Source organism: Streptomyces sp. NRRL WC-3605 (assembly GCF_001509795.1).
Classification (GTDB): domain Bacteria; phylum Actinomycetota; class Actinomycetes; order Streptomycetales; family Streptomycetaceae; genus Streptomyces; species Streptomyces viridochromogenes.
The window spans coordinates 153,690-172,604 of record NZ_LLZN01000091.1; the positions used below are offsets into that span (position 1 = coordinate 153,690).

At 73.1% G+C, this 18,915-nt stretch carries 19 protein-coding genes; 14 read left to right on the plus strand and 5 right to left on the minus strand.

The features are described 5' to 3' along the window. Position 1 precedes the first annotated feature (1 nt). The 4 genes from ADL34_RS29385 to ADL34_RS29400 are packed head-to-tail and all read left to right on the plus strand — an operon-like array spanning position 2 to position 3,935. On the plus strand, positions 2-925 hold the full coding sequence (locus ADL34_RS29385) for an ABC transporter permease (protein WP_062668672.1): 924 nt from the start codon (positions 2-4) through the stop codon (positions 923-925). Further along, on the plus strand, positions 918-1,922 hold the full coding sequence (locus ADL34_RS29390; RefSeq protein WP_062668673.1) for an ABC transporter permease: 1,005 nt from the start codon (positions 918-920) through the stop codon (positions 1,920-1,922). The genes ADL34_RS29385 and ADL34_RS29390 overlap by 8 nt, the downstream gene beginning before the upstream one ends. Before the next feature lie 8 nt (positions 1,923-1,930). Further along, entirely contained in the window at positions 1,931-2,905 is a 975-nt protein-coding gene (locus tag ADL34_RS29395; protein ID WP_062668674.1) for an ABC transporter ATP-binding protein, read from the plus strand. Then, positions 2,898-3,935, plus strand: coding sequence for an ABC transporter ATP-binding protein (locus tag ADL34_RS29400; protein ID WP_062668675.1), 1,038 nt, complete (start codon positions 2,898-2,900; stop codon positions 3,933-3,935). The genes ADL34_RS29395 and ADL34_RS29400 overlap by 8 nt, the downstream gene beginning before the upstream one ends. Before the next feature lie 148 nt (positions 3,936-4,083). Here the strand turns inward: ADL34_RS29400 and ADL34_RS29405 are convergent, their stop codons facing one another. Further along, positions 4,084-6,225, minus strand: a complete 2,142-nt coding sequence (locus ADL34_RS29405; RefSeq protein WP_062668676.1) for a prolyl oligopeptidase family serine peptidase — start codon at positions 6,223-6,225, stop codon at positions 4,084-4,086. Positions 6,226-6,399: 174 nt separating this feature from the next. Here ADL34_RS29405 and ADL34_RS29410 point away from each other — a divergent pair, with 174 nt between their 5' ends. Further along, a complete protein-coding gene (locus ADL34_RS29410; protein ID WP_003992731.1) occupies positions 6,400-6,594 on the plus strand; it encodes a hypothetical protein in 195 nt (64 codons plus the stop codon). A gap of 51 nt (positions 6,595-6,645) precedes the next feature. Here ADL34_RS29410 and ADL34_RS29415 read toward each other — a convergent pair whose 3' ends face one another. After that, entirely contained in the window at positions 6,646-6,855 is a 210-nt protein-coding gene (locus ADL34_RS29415; protein WP_062668677.1) for a DUF397 domain-containing protein, read from the minus strand. After that, complete coding sequence (locus ADL34_RS29420) at positions 6,852-7,727, minus strand: helix-turn-helix domain-containing protein (protein WP_062668678.1); 876 nt, start codon at positions 7,725-7,727, stop codon at positions 6,852-6,854. Before ADL34_RS29420 ends, ADL34_RS29415 begins: the two co-directional genes overlap by 4 nt. 285 nt (positions 7,728-8,012) lie before the next feature. Between ADL34_RS29420 and mshB the strand changes: the two genes are divergently transcribed. The 7 genes from mshB (at position 8,013) to ADL34_RS29460 (ending at position 15,279) form a co-directional block, all read left to right on the plus strand. After that, on the plus strand, positions 8,013-8,870 hold the full coding sequence (gene mshB, locus ADL34_RS29430; RefSeq protein WP_062668680.1) for an N-acetyl-1-D-myo-inositol-2-amino-2-deoxy-alpha-D-glucopyranoside deacetylase: 858 nt from the start codon (positions 8,013-8,015) through the stop codon (positions 8,868-8,870). Beyond that, positions 8,867-9,268: a DUF6113 family protein gene (locus ADL34_RS29435; protein WP_062668681.1), complete on the plus strand. Its 402-nt coding sequence runs from the start codon at positions 8,867-8,869 to the stop codon at positions 9,266-9,268. The genes mshB and ADL34_RS29435 overlap by 4 nt, the downstream gene beginning before the upstream one ends. Before the next feature lie 156 nt (positions 9,269-9,424). Beyond that, complete coding sequence (locus ADL34_RS36455; RefSeq protein WP_062668682.1) at positions 9,425-11,713, plus strand: hypothetical protein; 2,289 nt, start codon at positions 9,425-9,427, stop codon at positions 11,711-11,713. 131 nt (positions 11,714-11,844) lie between these two features. Then, positions 11,845-12,771 carry an ABC transporter ATP-binding protein gene (locus tag ADL34_RS29445; protein ID WP_062668683.1) on the plus strand — a complete coding sequence of 309 codons (927 nt, stop codon included), beginning with the start codon at positions 11,845-11,847 and terminating at the stop codon, positions 12,769-12,771. Further along, positions 12,768-13,508: an ABC transporter permease gene (locus ADL34_RS29450; RefSeq protein WP_062668684.1), complete on the plus strand. Its 741-nt coding sequence runs from the start codon at positions 12,768-12,770 to the stop codon at positions 13,506-13,508. Before ADL34_RS29445 ends, ADL34_RS29450 begins: the two co-directional genes overlap by 4 nt. Then, positions 13,505-14,668 (plus strand): sensor histidine kinase, encoded by a 1,164-nt coding sequence (locus ADL34_RS29455; RefSeq protein WP_062668685.1) that lies wholly within the window; start codon positions 13,505-13,507, stop codon positions 14,666-14,668. Before ADL34_RS29450 ends, ADL34_RS29455 begins: the two co-directional genes overlap by 4 nt. Continuing rightward, a complete protein-coding gene (locus tag ADL34_RS29460; protein ID WP_062668686.1) occupies positions 14,665-15,279 on the plus strand; it encodes a response regulator transcription factor in 615 nt (204 codons plus the stop codon). Before ADL34_RS29455 ends, ADL34_RS29460 begins: the two co-directional genes overlap by 4 nt. Before the next feature lie 14 nt (positions 15,280-15,293). Here the strand turns inward: ADL34_RS29460 and ADL34_RS29465 are convergent, their stop codons facing one another. Further along, positions 15,294-16,145, minus strand: a complete 852-nt coding sequence (locus ADL34_RS29465) for a transglutaminase-like domain-containing protein (RefSeq protein ID WP_062668687.1) — start codon at positions 16,143-16,145, stop codon at positions 15,294-15,296. 39 nt (positions 16,146-16,184) lie between these two features. Beyond that, the gene (locus tag ADL34_RS29470) at positions 16,185-17,177 is read right to left on the minus strand and encodes a GNAT family N-acetyltransferase (protein ID WP_062668688.1); all 993 of its coding nucleotides are present in this window, start codon (positions 17,175-17,177) and stop codon (positions 16,185-16,187) included. A gap of 140 nt (positions 17,178-17,317) precedes the next feature. Between ADL34_RS29470 and fdxA the strand changes: the two genes are divergently transcribed. Together fdxA and ADL34_RS29480 are read left to right on the plus strand one after the other, a co-directional pair. After that, the gene (gene fdxA / locus ADL34_RS29475; RefSeq protein WP_010474859.1) at positions 17,318-17,638 is read left to right on the plus strand and encodes a ferredoxin; all 321 of its coding nucleotides are present in this window, start codon (positions 17,318-17,320) and stop codon (positions 17,636-17,638) included. Between the two features lie 111 nt (positions 17,639-17,749). After that, entirely contained in the window at positions 17,750-18,868 is a 1,119-nt protein-coding gene (locus ADL34_RS29480) for a bifunctional succinyldiaminopimelate transaminase/glutamate-prephenate aminotransferase (RefSeq protein ID WP_062668689.1), read from the plus strand. The last annotated feature ends 47 nt before the right edge of the window (positions 18,869-18,915 follow it).

Genomic DNA, 18,915 nt, shown 5'->3' on the forward strand with positions numbered 1-18,915 from the left:
CATGGGACGGTACGTCGTCCGGCGCCTGGTGCAGATGGTCCCGGTGTTCATCGGGTCCACCCTGCTGATCTTCCTCATGGTGAACGTGATGGGCGACCCCGTCGCGGGGCTGTGCGGCGACCGCCAGTGCGACCCTGCGACGGCCGCCCGGCTCCGCCAGGAGTTCGGCCTCGACCAGCCCGTGTGGCGGCAGTACCTGACCTACATGGGGAACGTGTTCACCGGGGACTTCGGGACCGCGTTCAACGGTCAGGAGGTCACCGAGCTGATGTCCACGGCCTTCCCGGTCACCCTCCGGCTGACGATCGTGGCGATCTGCTTCGAGATCCTCATCGGGGTCACCCTCGGCGTCCTCACCGGTCTGCGCCGCGGCCGTCCCGTCGACACCGGCGTGCTGCTGCTCACCCTCGTGGTCGTCTCCGTCCCCACCTTCGTCACCGGCCTGCTGCTCCAGCTGTGGCTCGGCGTCCAGTGGGGCTGGATCAGGCCGTCGGTGTCCCCGGCGGCCCCCTTCGGGGAACTGCTCCTGCCGGGCCTCGTCCTCGCCTCGGTGTCCCTGGCCTACGTCACCCGGCTGACCCGGACGTCCATCGCGGAGAACCGGCGCTCCGACTACGTCCGCACGGCCGTCGCCAAGGGCCTGCCCCGGCGCCGGGTCGTCACCCGGCACCTGCTGCGCAACTCCCTCATCCCCGTCGTCACGTTCGTCGGCGCCGACATCGGCTTCCTGATGGGCGGCGCGATCGTCACCGAGCGGATCTTCAACATCCACGGCGTCGGCTACCAGCTCTACCAGGGCATCGTGCGCCAGAACACCCAGACGGTCGTCGGCTTCGTGACGGTCCTCGTCCTCGTCTTCCTGCTCTGCAACCTGGTCGTCGACCTGCTGTACGCCGTACTCGACCCGAGGATCCGCTATGCCTGAACAGCCGTTCCCGCCCGAGGGGGTGATCGCCGGCGGCGGCGCGATGGACCTGAGCGCGACCGAGGCGGGGACGGTACGGCGTCCGCCGGCCGCCCCCGACGGAGCGGGCGAGCCCGCCCCGCCCGCGGCCGGCCCGGCCGAGACCGCCGACCGGCCCCGCAGCCTGTGGTCGGACGCCTGGCGCGACCTGCGCCGCAACCCCGTCTTCCTGGCCTCGGCCCTCGTCATCCTCTTCCTGGCCGTCATCTCCGTGTGGCCGTCCCTGATCGCCTCCGGCAGCCCCCTGAAGTGCGACCTCGCCCGCGCCCAGCAGGGTTCCGCGCCCGGCCACCCCTTCGGCTTCGACGGCCAGGGCTGCGACGTCTACACCCGCACCGTGTACGGCGCCCGGACGTCCGTCGTCGTCGGCGTCTGCGCCACGCTCGGGGTGGCCCTCCTCGGCTCGGTGCTGGGCGCGCTCGCAGGGTTCTTCGGCGGCTGGTGGGACGGCGTGCTGTCGCGGATCACCGACGTCTTCTTCGCCATCCCGGTCGTCCTCGGCGGCCTGGTCCTGCTGTCGGTGGTGACCGCCAACTCGGTATGGCCGGTGGTCGGGTTCATCGTGCTGCTCGGCTGGCCGCAGATCTCCCGGATCGCCCGGGGCTCGGTCATCACCGTCCAGCAGAACGACTACGTGCAGGCCGCCCGCGCCCTCGGCGCCTCCCCGGCCCGGCTGCTGCTGCGGCACATCGCCCCCAACGCGGTCGCCCCGGTGATCGTGGTGGCGACGATCGCGCTCGGGACGTACATCGCCCTGGAGGCCACCCTGTCCTACCTCGGGGTGGGCCTGAAACCGCCGAGCGTGTCCTGGGGCATCGACATCTCCGCCGCCTCCCCGTACGTCCGCACCGCCCCGCACGCGCTGCTGTGGCCCTCGGGGGCGCTGGCGGTCACCGTCCTGGCCTTCATCATGCTGGGCGACGCGGTGCGCGACGCCCTCGACCCGAAGCTGAGGTGAGGGACGCGATGCTGCTCGACGTGCGTGACCTGAAGGTGGAGTTCCGGACCCGGGACGGGATCGCCCGTGCCGTCAACGGCGTCAGCTTCGGCGTGGACGCGGGGGAGACCCTCGCGGTGCTCGGCGAGTCCGGCTCCGGCAAGTCGGTGACCGCACAGGCGGTGATGGGCATTCTGGACTCGCCGCCGGGGCGGATCACCGGCGGCGAGGTGCTGTTCCAGGGCCGGGACCTGCTCAGGCTCGGCGAGGAGGAGCGGCGGCGGGTGCGCGGCGCCGGCATGGCGATGATCTTCCAGGACGCCCTGTCGTCCCTGAACCCGGTGCTGACCGTCGGCGACCAGCTCGGCGAGATGTTCGTCGTGCACCGGGGCATGTCCCGCAAGGACGCCCGCGCGAAGGCGGTCGAGCTGATGGACCGGGTGCGCATCCCGGGCGCCCGCGAGCGTGTGAAGCAGTACCCGCACCAGTTCTCCGGCGGCATGCGCCAGCGCATCATGATCGCCATGGCGATCGCGCTGGAACCGGCGCTGATCATCGCCGACGAGCCGACGACCGCCCTCGACGTCACCGTGCAGGCACAGGTGATGGACCTGCTCGCCGAGCTGCGGCGCGAGTACCGGATGGGGCTCGTCCTGATCACCCACGACCTCGGGGTGGTCGCCGACGTCGCCGACCGGATCGCCGTGATGTACGCGGGCCGGATCGTGGAGTCGGCGCCGGTCCACGACATCTACAAGGCGCCCGCCCACCCGTACACCCGGGGCCTGCTCGACTCCGTCCCCCGGCTCGACCTCAAGGGCCGGGAGCTGACCGCGATCAGAGGGCTGCCGCCCAACCTCACGCGCATCCCGCCCGGGTGCGCGTTCCACCCCCGCTGCCCGATGGCCCGGGACGTCTGCCGCTCCGACGAGCCCCCGCTGTACGCGGTCTCCGAGGTGCGCGGCAGCGCCTGCCACTTCCGGACGGAGTGCCTGCATGCCTGAGGCGATCCTCGAGGTCGAGGGACTGGTGAAGCACTACCCGCTCACCCGGGGCGTCCTGCTGCGCAAGCAGGTCGGCTCCGTGCGGGCGGTCGACGGCGTCGACCTCACCCTCCACCGCGGCGAGACCCTCGGTGTCGTGGGGGAGTCCGGCTGCGGCAAGTCGACCGTCGCGCGGATGCTGGTCAACCTGGAGCGTCCGACGGCCGGGACCATCCGCTACCGGGGCGAGGACATCACCCGGCTGTCGGGCCGCGCCCTGAAGGCCGTGCGTCGCAACATCCAGATGGTCTTCCAGGACCCGTACACCTCGCTCAACCCCCGCATGACGGTGGGCGACATCGTCGGGGAGCCGTACGACATCCACCCCGAGGTGGCCCCGAAGGGTGACCGGCGCCGCCGGGTGCGCGAACTGCTCGACGTGGTCGGGCTGAACCCCGAGCACATCAACCGCTACCCGCACCAGTTCTCCGGAGGGCAGCGCCAGCGCATCGGCATCGCGCGCGGCCTGGCGCTGCGCCCGGAGATCATCGTCGCCGACGAGCCGGTCTCCGCGCTCGACGTCTCCGTGCAGGCCCAGGTGATCAACCTGATGGCGCGCCTGCAACGGGAGTTCGGCCTCTCGTACGTCTTCATCGCCCACGACCTGTCGATCGTCCGGCACATCTCGGACCGGGTCGGCGTGATGTACCTCGGGCGGATGGTGGAGACCGGCGGGGACGCCGAGATCTACGACCATCCCACGCACCCCTACACCCAGGCGCTGCTCTCCGCGGTCCCCGTCCCGGACCCACGGGCCCGCGCCCACCGGGAGCGGATCATCCTCACCGGCGACGTCCCGTCCCCGACCCAGGTGCCGTCCGGCTGCCGCTTCCGCACCCGCTGCTTCAAGGCGCGGGAGCGCTGTGCCGAGGAGGTGCCGGTGCTCGCGGTGCCGGAGCCGCTGCGCGCGGCGGGGGGTCCGGCGGCGCACCCGTCGGCGTGCCACTTCGCGGAGGAGAAGCGGGTGGTGGCCGCGGAGGCCCGGCCGTAACACCGCAAAGGCCCACGAACCGCGTTAACACGCAGGCAACTTGACCGACCCGGTTCCGATATACGGACGCGTCAGGCTGGACAGCGTACGGCCGTGCGGGTGCCGTAGACGGACCGGGGTGCCCATGGGCGCCCCGGTCCGTCGCCTTCTAGGCCCGGTCCTTCGCCTTCTGGTCGAGCCCGAGCGACCGCTTCAGGAAGTCGAGCTGGAGCAGCAGCAGGTTCTCGGCGACCTCCTCCTGCGGGGTCATGTGCGTCACCCCCGACAGCGGCAGCACCTCGTGCGGCCGGCCGGCGGCGAGCAGCGCCGAGGACAGCCGCAGCGAGTGGGCGACGACGACGTTGTCGTCCACCAGGCCGTGCACGATCATCATCGGGCGGTGCGCTTCGGCCGCGTCCACCAGACCGGCGTCGTCGATCAGGGAGTTGCGCCGGTAGACCTCCGGCTGCTCGTCGGGGTGCCCGACGTACCGCTCCTGGTAGTGGGTGTCGTACAGGCGCAGGTCGGTGACGGGGGCGCCGACGACGGCCGCGTGGAAGACGTCGGGCCGGCGCAGTGCGGCGAGGCCCGCGAGATAACCGCCGAAGGACCAGCCGCGGATGGCGACCCGGCCGAGGTCGAGCGGGAACCGCTCGGCGAGGTCGTGGAGGGCGTCGACCTGGTCCTGGACCACGACCGCCGCGATGTCGTCCTTGACAGCCTTCTCCCAGGCCGGCGAGCGGCCCGGAGTGCCCCGGCCGTCGGCGACGATCACGGCGAAGCCCTGGTCGGCGAACCACTGGGAGGTCAGATGCGGGTTGTGGGCGGCCACCACCCGCTGGCCGTGCGGCCCGCCGTACGGGTCCAGGAGCACCGGCAGGGGGGTGTCACCGGCGTAGTCCCGAGGCATAAGCACGGCGCACGGGATGCGCCGTGCGCCCCCCTCGGTGAGCGTGAGCCGGGGAGTCACTCCAGGATCTTCGGCATGCGACCGGACCAAGCCAATCGCCTTGCCGTCGCGCAGCACCTGGACCCGAGCCCCGGGCCGGTCCGGCGTGTGGGAGACGAGCACGGTCACGCCTCCGGCACGCACCGCCGCGTGCACGCCGGGCTCCTGCGAGACACGCTCCACGCCGAGCTCGTTCACCCGGTACACATGCACCTCGCCGATCTCGGGATCGGTCGCCGAGGCACCGGCCGACGCCGAGACCAGCACGTCGTCGTCGGACACATCGAGCACCGCGCGCACATGCAACTGCGGTCCGGTCAACGGGCGTTCGCCCACCGTCAGCACCCGCGCGCCGCCCTCGTCGGCGATGCGCACCAGGTGACCGGACGGGCTCCAGCACGGCACACCAGGGAAAAGTTCCAGCCATTGTGGATCTTCGTCGGCGTGCACCATCCGGGTCGTCCCCGTCGCCGGGTCCACGGCCAGGAACAGCTGGCTGCGCTGGTCGCGCGCCTGTACGAGCAGCAGCGGCGCACCCGCCGCCGACCAGTGCACTCGCGCCAGATACGGATAGCGCGCCCGGTCCCAGGAGACCTCGGTGCGCGTCCCGTCCAGGCCGATCACGAACAGCCGGACCTCCGCGTTGGGCGTCCCCGCCGCCGGGTACGGCACCTGCCGAGGCGCCCGGTCGGGATGCGCCGGGTCGGAGATCCACCACCGCCGCACCGGGGTGTCGTCCGCCCGCGCGACCAGCAGCCGGTCCGACTCCGGGCTCCACCAGTACCCCCGGTGACGGCCCATCTCCTCGGCCGCGATGAACTCCGCCAGCCCGTAGGTGACCCCGTCCGACTCCGGTTCGGCGAGCGCCCGGTCGTCCTCGCCCTCCGCTCCGACCACCCGCAGCGCGCCCCGCGCGACGTACGCCACGTGCCGTCCGTCGGGGGAGGGGTGCGGGTCGATCACCGGTCCGCGGACGGGCAGTTCACGGGCCGTGCCGGCCCGCAGCTCCGCCGTGAACAGCCGCCCCGACAGGGCGAACGCGGCCAGCTCGACGGCCGCGTCGGTGCCGTAGGAGACGATGCCGGCGCCCCCCTCACGGCTGCGTTCGCGGCGCGCGCGCTCCTCGGGCGGGAGGTTCTCCGACGCCCCGCCGAGCAGGGCGCGCGGGTCGGCCGTCACGCGCTCCCGGCCCTCCGCCGTGTCGAGCACCCACAGCGAACTCGCCGGGTCCGTACCGGAGGAGGAGCGCAGGAACACGGCACGGGAACCGTCGGGTGCCACCGTGAACGCGCGGGGCGCTCCCAAGGTGAATCTCTGGGTGCGGGCGTGCCGCCTGGGGAAGGAGACTGGCTCGGTCGTCATGCCCCGACCATATTGGCCAGTGCGCCCCCTTGTGCGGCTGTGCGCCGACCGATGCGCACGTACGGATAGTTATGATCACTGTCGCATAGTGGGTATGAACCTGCTGGCTTGCTGCATGGATTTATCTGCCCCCATAGACCGACCCCCGCTTGGGATTCTTGGAGGTGAGCCGCCGTGGCACTCTCGATTTCGGCGGTGGTGCTGCTGGCGATCATCGTCTTCCTGTTGATCAAGAAGTCAGGGCTGAAGGCGGGGCATGCGATCGTCTGCATGCTGCTCGGCTTCTACCTGGCGTCCTCGACCGTCGCGCCCACGATCAGTGAGCTGACGACGAACATCGCGGGCATGATCGGCAGCATCAAGTTCTGAGCCGCCCGCCATTCTCGGGCTCCGCACCCCACGGTCCGGAGCCCGCCCCACTCACCCCCCGGCGGCGTACGCCACGAACCCGGCCCAGGCCGCCGGCGTGACCGCCAGCCGAGGCCCGGTGACGTGCTTCGAGTCACGGACGTGGACGGCACCCGGGGTGCGGGCGACCTCTACGCAGGAGTCGCCGTCGGGGCCGTCGCTGTAACTGCTCTTGAACCAGGCCAGGTCGGGGGTGTCCCCGGCGGCGGACGTGCGGATCATGTCTCTCCCAGCAGGTGCTCGATGAGGGCCAGTGACTCCCCGGGCGGCAGTGCCTGAGCCCGGACGGTGCCGTACCGCAGCTCAAGAATGCGCAGCTCCCTGGGGTCCGAGACCGGCCGCCCGTTGAACGCTCCGTCGGAGCGCCCCACGGCCGTGCCGTCCTCGAACTTGAGCAGCTCGATCCTGCCGCTCATGCCCGGGTGCGGTGCACTGCCCAACGGCATCACCTGAAGGGTGACGTTGTTGAACCGCCCTACTTCCAGCAGGCGTTCGAACTGCTGTCGCCGCACCATTGTGCCTCCGACCCTCCGGTGCAGCGTGGCCTCCTCCAGGACGAATCCGAGAGCCGGGGCCGGTGACCGCTCGAAGACCGAGCGCCGTGCCATGCGAGCCGCCACGCGCCGCTCCAGGTCCTCGGGGGCGTAGACGGGCAGCCACGACGCCAACAAGGCCCGTGCGTGGTCCGGGGTCTGGAGCAGACCGGGAATGCTGCTGCACACATACACCCCGATCTCGACCGCCCGCGCCTCCAACTGGGCCAGATCCCGCACCTTCTTGGGATACCGGACCTTCTTGACGTCCTCCTTCATCGCGGAGAGCAGCCCGCCGGCGCCCAGCACCTCGTCCGCCAGGTCCAGATACTCGGGCCGGGGGATCCGTTTGCCCGCCTCGATCTTGTAGACCATGTCCTCGCCGTACCCGAGGGCCTCCCCGAACACGGCGGCCCGCATCCCGACGGCCTCCCGCCGCAGCTTCAGCTGCCGCCCCACGGTCGCGACGACCGCCAGACCCCAGTCGTCGTCCGGGTCCACCTCCCAACCCGGCTCGTCGGCCTCGCTCTTGAGCCGCCGGATCTCCCCGTCCACAGACATGTCGCGCCCTCCGTCGTACGGCCGTACCGACTGGCTCCGTACCCGCGTGACCGGTGCCGACAAGCCCGGACACCGCCGGACAAGCACCGGACAGTCACCGGGACCCGACAGCCGGTGTTCCGGTGCGAGCGGCGAGGCGCGCGGCGTCGGCGTCCCCGAGCTCCTGAGCCGGTGGCTCGTCCGGGCCGCCACCGCCCCGTCCGCCGACGAGATCTTCCGAGAGGGCGGCGCCGAAGGCCGACAGGCCGCCGAGTAGGGGCGGCAGCGGCCTCGTAGGCTGGCCCCATGACCGAACTGCCTGCCCGGCGTCTCCTCCTCGTGCACGCGCACCCGGACGACGAGTCGATCAACAACGGCGTCACCATGGCCACGTACGCGGCCGAGGGGGCGCGGGTCACGCTGGTCACCTGCACCCTCGGTGAGCACGGCGAGGTCATCCCCGCCGGGCTGCGCCATCTGACCGGCGCCGCGCTGGGCGAGTACCGCCTGGGCGAGCTCACCGCCGCGATGCGCGAGCTCGGCGTCGAGGACTTCCGGCAGCTCGGCGGCCCGGGCCGCTACGAGGACTCCGGGATGATGGACACCGCCGACAACGACGACCCGGCGTGCCTGTGGCAGGCGGACCTGGACGAGGCGGCCCGCGCGCTCGTGGACGTCATCCTGGAGGTGCGCCCCCAGGTCCTCGTCACCTATGACCCGAACGGCGGCTACGGGCACCCCGACCACATCCAGGCCCACCGCGTCGCCATGCGCGGCGCCGAGCTGGCCGCCGAGGCCGGCTGGCGCATCCCCAAGATCTACTGGAACCGCGTCCCGCGCACCGCCGTGGACGAGGCGTTCGCCCGGCTCCAGGCGGATCTGCCCGGTCTGCCGTTCACCAAGGCCGCCACGGCCGCCGACGTGCCCGGCGTCGTCGAGGACGAGCGGATCACCACCGTGATCGACGGCACCGCGCACGCCGCCGCCAAGGCCGCCGCGATGCGGGCGCACGCCACGCAGATCGAGGTGTCCGGGCGGTACTTCGCGCTGTCCAACGAGCTTGCCCAGCCCCTGCTGACCACCGAGTACTACGAACTGGTCCAGGGGGAGCCCGTCGGTGCCCCCGAGACCGACCTGTTCGCGGGGATCGAGGAGACGTCATGAGTTCGATGCTCGCCCGGCCGCTGAAGGGCCCCTCCGCCCCCCGCGTCCTCGCCTACCTCGGGCTCCTCGTGCTCGGCGCCCTGGTCGGGGTCGCCGGGGCGCTGGTGCAGCCCGCCTGGTTCCCGGGCGGCCTGCTGCTCGCGCTCGCGGGGGAGGCCGGGCTGATGCTCGGTGCCGCCCGCGCCACGGGCAGCCGGGGCGGGGCGGTCGCCGCCGCCGCGGGCTGGGCGATCACCGTCCTCCTGCTCACCGCCAGCCGCCCCGAGGGCGACTTCGTCTTCGGCACAGGAGCCTCCGCCTACCTCTTCCTCCTCGGAGGGATGGCCATGGCTGTGATCTGCGCCACCCTTGCACCGCTACGGCAACCGGGTGGTGACGGGGTCCGACTTGGCAAGTGACGTACCACTTCTTCATACCGTGCACGTGCGAGTCCCGTGTGGGTTTCCCAGGCGGTCGTGGGATACGCGTCAGAAGTGGCCAGTATGGTGGTGCGCGCCGCCGAGCCGCCCGACGCAGTGAGGTACGGGCGGCGGAGCCAACCGGGAGAACCTGCCTTGAGTCGTGAAACTGACACTCCGTCCTCCGGGCCCGACGGGCGCGGCGGAGCCGCCTACCCTTCGGGGACGCCGCCGTACGGGACCCCCGTGGCTTCCGAGAACGGTGCGGGCGCGGCCCGTTCGGGTGCGCCGGAGGAACGCAAGACCGAGACCACGCTGACGACCCGCATCCGGATCAACATCCCCGGATCACGGCCGATCCCGCCGGTCGTCGTGCGCAAGCCCGTCCCCGACGGCGGGAAGCCCGGCGCCGCCGCGGACGCCCAGGAGCCCCAGGCGCCCGCCGCCCCCGCCGCGGGCCCGGCGCCCGCCGAACCGGCGGCCGAACCCGCGGCTCCGGCGGAGGAGAAGGCCAGCGACTGGTTCGCCCCGCGCAAGTCCCCGTCCGCCAAGGGCCCTCAGAGCGGTCCGTCGGGCAACGGGACCGGTGCGCCCGCCGGTTCGGGACCGGCCGCCCCCGGCCCCAAGGGCCCCGGCGCCGGTCCGGGACGGCCCGGCGGTGTCGTCGGCTCGGTGAGCGTGCCCGGCGCCCGCACCGAGGGCGGCCCCCGCCCGTCCGGCGGCACCGGCACGGGGCTGCCCGGCGCGACCGGCGGCCCGGTGGCCCCCGGCCACGGCGGCGGCACCGGCTCCTTCGACGTGACCGAGGCGCTCGCGGCCGGACCGCGCGGCGGCAGCGGCACGCCCGGCGGCCCCGGCGCGCGTCCGCCCGCCGGTGAGGCGCGCCGCGACGACCTGCCGTACTTCTCCGACAACGGCTCCGGTGGCCAGAGCGGCCCGAACGGCCCCGGCCCCCAGGGCGGCTACAGCGGTCCCGGCAACATCGACCCGGCCGCCGACTTCAACGCCCCGGACAGCCCCGGCGGTCCCGGCGGCATCGACGACTTCAACGGCCCGAACGACTTCGGCCGCGGCGGCCCCGGCGGCGGCCCGCAGGGTCCCACGGGCCCGACGACCGGCCCCGTCACCGGCGACGGCCCGCCCGTCCCGCCCCTCGGGGGCGGCGGGCCCCGCGGACCCATGGGCCCCGGCCCGGCCGGTCCCGGCGCGCCCGGCATCCAGGCGGGCCCGGGCCGCCCGGGCCCCGGCGCCGCCCCGCACGCCCCGGGCGGCCACGTCCCCGGCGGCGGCCTGAGCGACGACACCGCGATCCTCACCCCGCAGAAGCACGCCCCCGAGCCCGGGCAACCGCACCACGGCGTCGCCGACAACGTCTCCGGGCACACCGTCACCAGCGGCATCCCGGTGGTGTCCGGCGGCCCGCAGGGCGGTTCCCGGGGTCCGGGCCCCGCCGCGCCCGAGCCGGCCGCGCCGAGCGCCCCGGCGGCCCGACCGCCCAAGAAGAAGGGCCGCAGCAAGCTCGCGCTGCTCGGCGGCGGCCTGGTCGTCCTCGCGGGGGGCCTGTACGGCGCCGGTCTGCTGATGAACCACACCGACGTGCCCAAGGGCACCACCGTGCTCGGCGTCGACATCGGCGGCGGCACCCGCGACGACGCCGTCAAGAAGCTCAACGACGCCTTCGAGGACCGGGTCGGCAAGCCGCTGAAGCTGTCCGTGGGCGGGCGCACCGTCCCGCTGGACCCGGACAAGGCCGGGCTCCAGTTCGACATGCAGCAGACGGTGAGCGACGCCGCCAGCAGCGACTACAACCCGGTCTCCGTCATCGGCTCCCTGTTCGGCAACCAGCGGGTCGTCGAACCGGCCATGCCCACCGACGAGGAGAAGCTGCACGCCGCCCTCCAGGCCGCATCCGGCGGCAGCGGGTCGGTGACCGAGGGCACGGTGTCCTTCAGGACCGGCAAGGCGGTCGCCGTGTACGGCAAGCCCGGCGCCGGCATCGACGTCGCCCGCTCGACGTCCGCCGTCGAGGCCGCGTACCGCACCCAGGTGGAGACCGGGCAGTCCGCGGCGGTGCAGGTGCCGACGACCACGCGGCAGCCGACCGTCGGCAAGGCCGAGGTCGACCGGTTCATGAAGGACTTCGCCGAGCCGGCGATGGCCACCAAGGTGACCATCCAGACGGACGCCGCCCACAGCATCCAGTTCGGCTCGCTGTCCCTGCCGAAGATCCTCGGAGCGAAGGCCGTCGACGGCAAGCTCGTCGACACCTACGACCTGAAGGCCCTCAAGACGGCCTACGGCACCACCTTCGCGGGGGTGCAGATCAACGGCGCCAGCGGCAAGCGGGACGTCCTCCCGGAGGACGTCGCCTCCGCCCTGCGCAAGGCACTGCGCGGCAAGACCCCGGCGGAGCGCACGGTCACCATCGACACCAACCCGAACTAGCGACGGTTCGGCAGGCCAGGGGGCACGCGGCGGGCGCCGGGTGCCCCCTGGCCGTCGTATGACATCTGTCATCCGGCACACAGGACCGGCGGCACTGCCGGGGACCCCGGCCCGGCGGCCAGGCTGGGTTCATGACAACGACAGCCGTGAAAACGGCCGCCCCGGTGGCCGGCTTCGACCGGGTGAGCAAGACCTACGGGGACGTACGCGCCGTCGACGGCCTGACACTCGCGCTGCACCCGGGAGAGACCGTCGCCCTCCTCGGCCCGAACGGGGCCGGCAAGTCCACCACGCTCGACCTGCTGCTCGGCCTCAAGCGGCCCGACAGCGGCACGGTCAGCGTCCTCGGCACCGAACCGCGCGAGGCGATCGTCGCGGGCCGGGTGGGCGCCATGCTCCAGAGCGGCGGGCTGATGGAGGAGGTCACCGTCGCCGAACTGGTGCGCCTGGCCTGCTCCCTGCACCCGAGGCCGTATCCGGTCTCCGACGTCCTCGCCCGCGCCGGTGTCACCCAGATCGCCGGCCGCAAGGTCGACAAGCTCTCCGGCGGGCAGGCCCAGCGCGTCCGGTTCGCCCTCGCCACCGCCGGCGACAGCGACCTGATCGTCCTCGACGAGCCCACCACCGGCATGGACGTCACCGCTCGCCAGGCGTTCTGGGCGACCATGCGCGAGCAGGCCGACCGGGGCCGTACGGTCCTGTTCGCCACGCACTACCTGGAGGAGGCCGACGCGATCGCGGACCGGGTCCTGGTGCTGCACCGGGGCCGGCTCCTCGCCGACGGCACCGCCGCCGAGATCAAGGCGAAGGCGGGCGCCCGCCGGATCTCCTTCGACCTGGACGGCCCGGTCGACACGGACGCGCTGCGGACGCTGCCCTCCCTGACGCGCTGCGACGTCTCCGGCCAGACCGTGCGCATGCAGTCCGCCGACGCCGACGCGACCGTGCACGCCCTGTACGGCCTCGGCCTGTACCCCCGCAATCTCGAAGTCGCCGGGCTCGGCCTGGAGCAGGCGTTCGTCGCCATCACCGCCGCGGAGGAGGCCCGCCCGTCATGAACGCCCTGATCCGCCTCGAACTCGCCCGCGCCCTGCGCAACCGCAAGTCGCTGTTCTTCTCGGTGGCCTACCCGTCCATCCTGTTCCTGCTGATCGCGGGCACCGCCGACAGCACCACGAAGGTCGACGGCACCGGACTGACCCTGCCGACCTACATGATGGTGTCGATGGCGTCCTTCGGCGCCCTGACGGCCGTCCTGATGGGCAACAGCGAACGCATCGCCAAGGAGCGGGAGAACGGCTGGGTGCGGCAGCTCCGGCTCACCCCGCTGCCCGGCCGCGGCTACGTCCTCGCCAAGACGGCGAGCGCCGCCGTGGTCAGCCTGCCCGCGATCGTGATGGTCTTCCTCGTCGCCGCCGTCGGCAAGGACGTGCGCCTGGACGCCTGGCAGTGGCTCGCCCTCACCGGGGCGATCTGGGCCGGCAGCCTGGTGTTCGCCGCGCTCGGCGTCGCCCTCGGCTACCTGGCGACCGGTGACGCGGTCCGCCCCATCACGATGATCACCTACTTCGGGCTGTCCATCCTCGGCGGCCTGTGGATGCCGACCACCACCTTCCCGGGCTGGCTCCAGGACATCGCCGAGTGGGTTCCGACGCGCGCGTACGCTGCACTGGGTCAGGCCATCGAGCAGAGTCAGGCCCCGCACGCCGGGGACATCGCCCTCCTCGCCGTGTTCTTCGTGCTGTTCGGCGGCGGCGCGGCCTGGCTGTACCGAAAGGACACGCTGAAAGCGTGAGCAGCGTCGGCATGGGGCAGCGCCCGCAGAACCGCAGACAGCAGGTCGTGAAGTTCCTCTGGATCGGCATCTGGCTCGCCTACCTGGGCGCTCCGGTCGACGATCTGCTCCACGGAGGCCACAGCGACGGGGTCGTGGTCCTCGGCTGGATCGGTCTGGCCGCCTTCGTCGCCTGGTACTTCGCCCTGGTCTTCCGCGCCGGGCGCGGCGAGCACAACGCCGTCGTCCTCGGCTCCGTGGCGGTGCTGGCCGCCCAGTCGACCGTGCTCAGCCTGACCCTGGGCCGGCAGTGGCTCGTGCTCTTCGTCTACGTGGCCATCTCCTCGGGCGCCGCCCTGCCGTTCCGCCTGGCCCGCTGGACGATCCCGGCCGTGTCCGCGCTGCTGACCGGTGTCGCCTTCGTGGTGCCGGGTGGCACCGCCTTTTTGACCGGACTGCTCTTCCCGGCTCTGCTCGGCGGCTTCTCCATGACCGGTGTGCGCGAGCTGATCCGCACGACGATAGAGCTGAGGGAGGCCCGCGCCACGGTCGCCCGGCTCGCCGCCAACGAGGAACGGCTGCGGCTCGCCCGCGATCTGCACGACCTGCTCGGGCACTCGCTGTCCCTGATCACGCTGAAGAGCGAGCTGGCCGGCCGGATGCTCCCCGGCCACCCGGACAAGGCGGCCCAGCAGGTCGCCGACATCGAGCAGGTCAGCCGGCAGGCGCTCGTGGACGTCCGGGCCGCCGTCGCCGGTTACCGCAAGCCCCGGCTCCTGGAGGAACTGGCGGGCGCCCGGGTCGCGTTGACGGCGGCCGGCATCACCGCCGAGCTCCCCGCCGAACCGGACCTCACCGGCGTCCCCGAGGACAGCGAGACGGCCCTCGCCTGGGCGCTGCGCGAGGCCGTCACCAACGTGGTGCGGCACAGCGGCGCCCGGCGCTGCACGGTGGAGCTCGTGCGCCGCCAGACGCTGGACGGCCTCCTGGTGGAACTCGCCGTGGAGGACGACGGGTCGGGCGCTCCGGGCGGCGCTCCGGGGCACGGTCTGACCGGGCTCACGGAACGCCTGGCCCAGGCCGGCGGCACCCTGGAGGCGGGCCGGACCCGCAGCGGTTTCCGCCTGATCGCCCGGGCCCCGGCCCCGGGTGTCCCGGCGGACGTAGGATCCGGCGCATGAGCCCGACGATCAAGGTCCTCCTCGCCGAGGACCAGTCCATGGTGCGCGAGGCCCTGGCCGCCCTGCTCGGTCTGGAGGACGACATCGAGGTGGTCGCCCAGGTGGCCCGCGGGGACGTGGTGCTGGCGGCCGCCCGGGCGCACGACGTGGACGTCGCCCTCCTCGACATCGAGATGCCGGGGGCGACCGGCATCGAGGCCGCCGCCCTCCTGCACGCCGAGCTGCCCGCCGTGAAGCTGGTCGTCCTCACCACGTTCGGCCGGCCCGGCTACCTCCGCAGCGCGATGGAGTCCGGCGCCGACGCGTTCCTCGTCAAGGACGCCCCGGCGGCCCAACTGGCCGAGGCGATCAGGAAGGTGCTGGCGGGGGAGCGGGTCATCGACCCGACCCTCGCCGCGGCGGCCCTCGCCGAGGGCGCCAACCCGCTCACCGACCGCGAGCGGGAGGTGCTGCGCGCCGCGGAGGACGGCTCCACCAACGCCGAACTCGCGGCGGCCCTGCACCTGTCCCAGGGCACGGTCCGCAACTACCTGTCGACGGCGATCCAGAAGCTGGCGGCCCGCAACCGCGCGGAGGCGGTGCGCATAGCGAGGGAGAAGGGCTGGCTGTAGTCCGGCCGCAGGGGTCAGTTGAGCAGGGCCCGGGCGGCGCGGGCCTCCGCGCGCACCCGCTCCGCGGCCCCCTCGTCGACCACCTCGATCAGCTCCGCGTACTCCTCCATCTCCGCGGCACCCCCCACGAAGTCACCGCGCTTGACCAGCAGCGTGCCCCGCTCGAACCGCAGCCGGGCCGGGTGCGCCGGCAGCAGCAGCGACAGCTCCACCGCCCACAGCGCCACGTCCGTCCGCTCGGGCCGGGCCGCGGCCCACGCGCGCACGTTGTTGAGGATCCGCGTCACCACCTCCAGCGGATCGGCCGGCGTCAGCATCGACGGCTCCAGCGGCGCCCCCGTGGCCCCGGCCACCAGCACCTCCGCGTCGGAGCCGGTCAGTACCCGCCCGCCGTCGAACGGATCGGCGAGCACCTGCTCGTCGGCCGGGCCGAACCCCACCACGAAGTGCCCGGGCAGCGCGACCCCGTACACCGGGGCCCCGGCCCGCCGGGCCACCTCCATCCACACCACCGACAGCAGGATCGGCAGCCCCCTGCGCCGCAGCAGCACCTCGTGCAACAGCGACGACTCCAGCCACTCGTAGTCCGCCGCGCAGCCGCGGAACCCGTACCGCTCGCCGAGCAGTTCCCGCAGTGCCACCGCCCAGGCGCGCGGCCCGCCCGGCCGGTACGGCAGCCGCCCCGCCATCTCGTCCAGCTCCATCTGCGCGGCGTCCATGCCCGCCTCGTCCAGCTCCCCGTCCGCCTCGGCCCCCATGAGCAGGCAGAGCGCGGACAGGTCGGGCCGCTCGGACCGCGCCTCCTCGGCGAACCGCCGCCGCAGCTCGGCGGAGCGCTCGGGAGTCGGGGGATACAGGGGACGCATAGCCGGCTCGTGCCCTTCCACGGTGATCGGTACCGCCGCTCAGGCGGATCGGTAGTGGTGGTACGCGTGGTGCGCCGCGAAGCCCATCCCGGCGTACAGGCCGCGCGCGCCCGCGTTGTCCGTCTCGACCTGGAGCCAGGCCGCCGACGCCCCCTCCTCCAGGGCCCGTGCCGACAGCGCGGCCATCACCCGCCGGGCCAGGCCTCGGCGCCGCAGCGCCGGATCGACCTCGACCGCGGAGAACCCGGCCCACCGGCCGTCCACGACACAGCGCCCGATCGCGGCGGGCGCCTCGCCGTCCCCGGCGGGGACGGACGCGAACCACACCGAGGGGCCGCTGCCCAGCACCTTCAGGGCCACGTCGCTCACTCCCTTGCGCTGATACCGCGCAAGCCAAGCCTCGTCCGCTTCCCGGCTCAGCACCACTCCGGAGCCCTCGTGCCGGTCGGCGACCGGCGCCAGCGCCCCGATCCACAGCTCGGCGGTCACCTCGCGCTCCCAGCCGCGCCGCTCCAGCTCCGCGCACAGCCGCTCCTGGGTGCCCTCGGCGCCCGTCGCCGTCTGGACGTACGCGGGCAGGCCCCGGTCGGCGTACCAGCGGCGCACGGCGTCGAGCGCGGCGTCCAACGGCAGCCCGGGATCGTCCAGCGGCAGGACGGAGTTGGCGCGGCGGGTGAAACCGGCGGCGGCGCGCAGCTCCCAGCCGCCGAGCCGCTCGCTCTCGACCGGCCGCCACGCGCGGGCGGCGACACGCGCGAGCTCCTCGTAGGTCGCGGCGGGGCCGCGGCGGCGGGCCGGAGCGGCCGGAACCACCTTCCCGGCGACCAGCGAGGCTTCCGGAATGCGGACGGTCTCACCACTCTTCCGTGTGATCAGCAGCACACCGTCGTTCCACGATGCGAGCACGCCCACCGTGTCGGTGAACTTCTCACCCGAACCAGCGGCATCGGCCAGGCGGCGTACGGAAACCCGTTTGCCCACGTCAGCAGCGGTGATACGGACCTCAAGGCGCCCCGTCGCAGAGATTTCCACAGGTCAGTTCACCCCTCCTGTTCGGATCATGCCCAAGAACGGAGATACTAGGGGCGGGCATCGACGACGCCGCGCTCCCGCGCGCCAGGCGGCGGAGCCTGAGGAGGCCCGCCAGCGCCCAATCGAGGAGGAACGACAGCGTGACCTACGTCATCGCGCAGCCTTGTGTCGACGTCAAGGACAAGGCGTGCATCGAGGAGTGCCCGGTCGACTGCATCTACGAGGGCCAGCGGTCCTTGTACATCCACCCGGACGAATGCGTCGACTGCGGTGCCTGTGAGCCGGTCTGCCCGGTCGAGGCGATCTTCTACGAGGACGACACTCCGGAGGAGTGGAAGGACTACTACAAGGCGAACGTCGAGTTCTTCGACGAGCTCGGCTCCCCCGGCGGCGCCAGCAAGCTCGGTCTGATCGAGCGGGACCACCCCTTCATCGCCGCGCTGCCGCCGCAGAACGGGTAACCCCCATCGGCGACCCGCACAGCGTGCCGCCTCGGTCCCGTACGGCCTCGACCGCCGTACGGGGCCGGGGCGTCGGCGTGTCCGGCCGTACCAGAAAGTGAGCGACATCCCGTGTCCGCAGTCTCCGACCGACTCCCGACCTTCCCCTGGGACAAGCTGGAGCCGTACAAGAAGACGGCCGCGGCGCACCCGGACGGCATCGTCGACCTCTCGGTCGGCACACCGGTCGACCCGGTCCCCGAGCTGATCCAGAAGGCGCTGATCGACGCGGCGGACTCCCCGGGCTATCCCACGGTGTGGGGCACCCCGGCGCTGCGTGACGCGATCACCGGCTGGGTGGAGCGCCGGCTCGGCGCCCGCGAGGTCACCCACCGGCACGTGCTGCCGATCGTCGGCTCGAAGGAACTGGTCGCCTGGCTCCCCACGCAGCTGGGCCTCGGCCCCGGCGACCGGGTGGCGTACCCGCGCCTGGCCTACCCGACGTACGAGGTGGGCGCGCGGCTGGCCCGTGCCGGGTACGAGGTGTACGACACGGAGACGTTCGCGGCCGGCGCCGCGGGGCCCGACCTGGACCCGCGCGGGCTGAAGCTGCTCTGGCTGAACTCGCCGTCCAACCCCACCGGCAAGGTCCTCTCGAAGCGGGAGCTGACCCGGATCGTCGCCTGGGCCCGCGAGCACGGCGTCCTGGTCTTCTCCGACGAGTGCTACCTGGAGCTGGGCTGGGAGGCCGAGCCGGTCTCCGTCCTGCACCCGGACGTCAACGGCGGTTCGTACGACGGCCTGGTCGCCGTGCACTCGCTGTCCAAGCGGTCGAACCTCGCCGGGTACCGCGCCGCCTTCCTGGCGGGCGACCCGGCGGTGCTGGCCCCGCTGCTGGAGATCCGCAAGCACGGCGGCATGATGACGTCCGCGCCGACCCAGGCGGCCGTCGTGGCGGCCCTGGGCGACGACGAGCACGTCCGCGTCCAGCGGGAGCGCTACGCGGCCCGCCGCGCCGCCCTGCGCACGGCCCTGGAGGACCACGGCTTCCGGATCGAGCACAGCGAGGCGAGCCTCTACCTGTGGGCCACGCGGGACGAGTCCTGCTGGTCGACGGTGGCGCACCTGGCCGAGCGCGGCGTGCTGGTGGCGCCCGGCGACTTCTACGGCGAGGCCGGGGCCCGGCATGTGCGGGTGGCGTTCACGGCCACCGACGAGCGGGTGCGGGCCGCGGTCGAGCGGCTGGCCTGAGACGCGGCCGGCCGGAGACACGGAGCGGCCCCGAGACACACGGAGCG

Excerpts from the sequence above, each read along its gene's own strand:
- ADL34_RS29460 (WP_062668686.1), top strand. The coding sequence starts at position 14,665 with ATGAGCCCGACGATCAAGGTCCTCCTCGCCGAGGACCAGTCCATGGTG.
- ADL34_RS29400 (WP_062668675.1), top strand. The coding sequence starts at position 2,898 with ATGCCTGAGGCGATCCTCGAGGTCGAGGGACTGGTGAAGCACTACCCG.
- ADL34_RS29395 (WP_062668674.1), top strand. The coding sequence starts at position 1,931 with ATGCTGCTCGACGTGCGTGACCTGAAGGTGGAGTTCCGGACCCGGGAC.
- ADL34_RS29450 (WP_062668684.1), top strand. The coding sequence starts at position 12,768 with ATGAACGCCCTGATCCGCCTCGAACTCGCCCGCGCCCTGCGCAACCGC.
- ADL34_RS29405 (WP_062668676.1), bottom strand. The coding sequence starts at position 6,225 with ATGACGACCGAGCCAGTCTCCTTCCCCAGGCGGCACGCCCGCACCCAG.
- mshB (WP_062668680.1), top strand. The coding sequence starts at position 8,013 with ATGACCGAACTGCCTGCCCGGCGTCTCCTCCTCGTGCACGCGCACCCG.
- ADL34_RS29390 (WP_062668673.1), top strand. The coding sequence starts at position 918 with ATGCCTGAACAGCCGTTCCCGCCCGAGGGGGTGATCGCCGGCGGCGGC.
- ADL34_RS29420 (WP_062668678.1), bottom strand. The coding sequence starts at position 7,727 with ATGTCTGTGGACGGGGAGATCCGGCGGCTCAAGAGCGAGGCCGACGAG.
- ADL34_RS29435 (WP_062668681.1), top strand. The coding sequence starts at position 8,867 with ATGAGTTCGATGCTCGCCCGGCCGCTGAAGGGCCCCTCCGCCCCCCGC.
- ADL34_RS29465 (WP_062668687.1), bottom strand. The coding sequence starts at position 16,145 with ATGCGTCCCCTGTATCCCCCGACTCCCGAGCGCTCCGCCGAGCTGCGG.
- ADL34_RS29445 (WP_062668683.1), top strand. The coding sequence starts at position 11,845 with ATGACAACGACAGCCGTGAAAACGGCCGCCCCGGTGGCCGGCTTCGAC.
- ADL34_RS29415 (WP_062668677.1), bottom strand. The coding sequence starts at position 6,855 with ATGATCCGCACGTCCGCCGCCGGGGACACCCCCGACCTGGCCTGGTTC.
- ADL34_RS29385 (WP_062668672.1), top strand. The coding sequence starts at position 2 with ATGGGACGGTACGTCGTCCGGCGCCTGGTGCAGATGGTCCCGGTGTTC.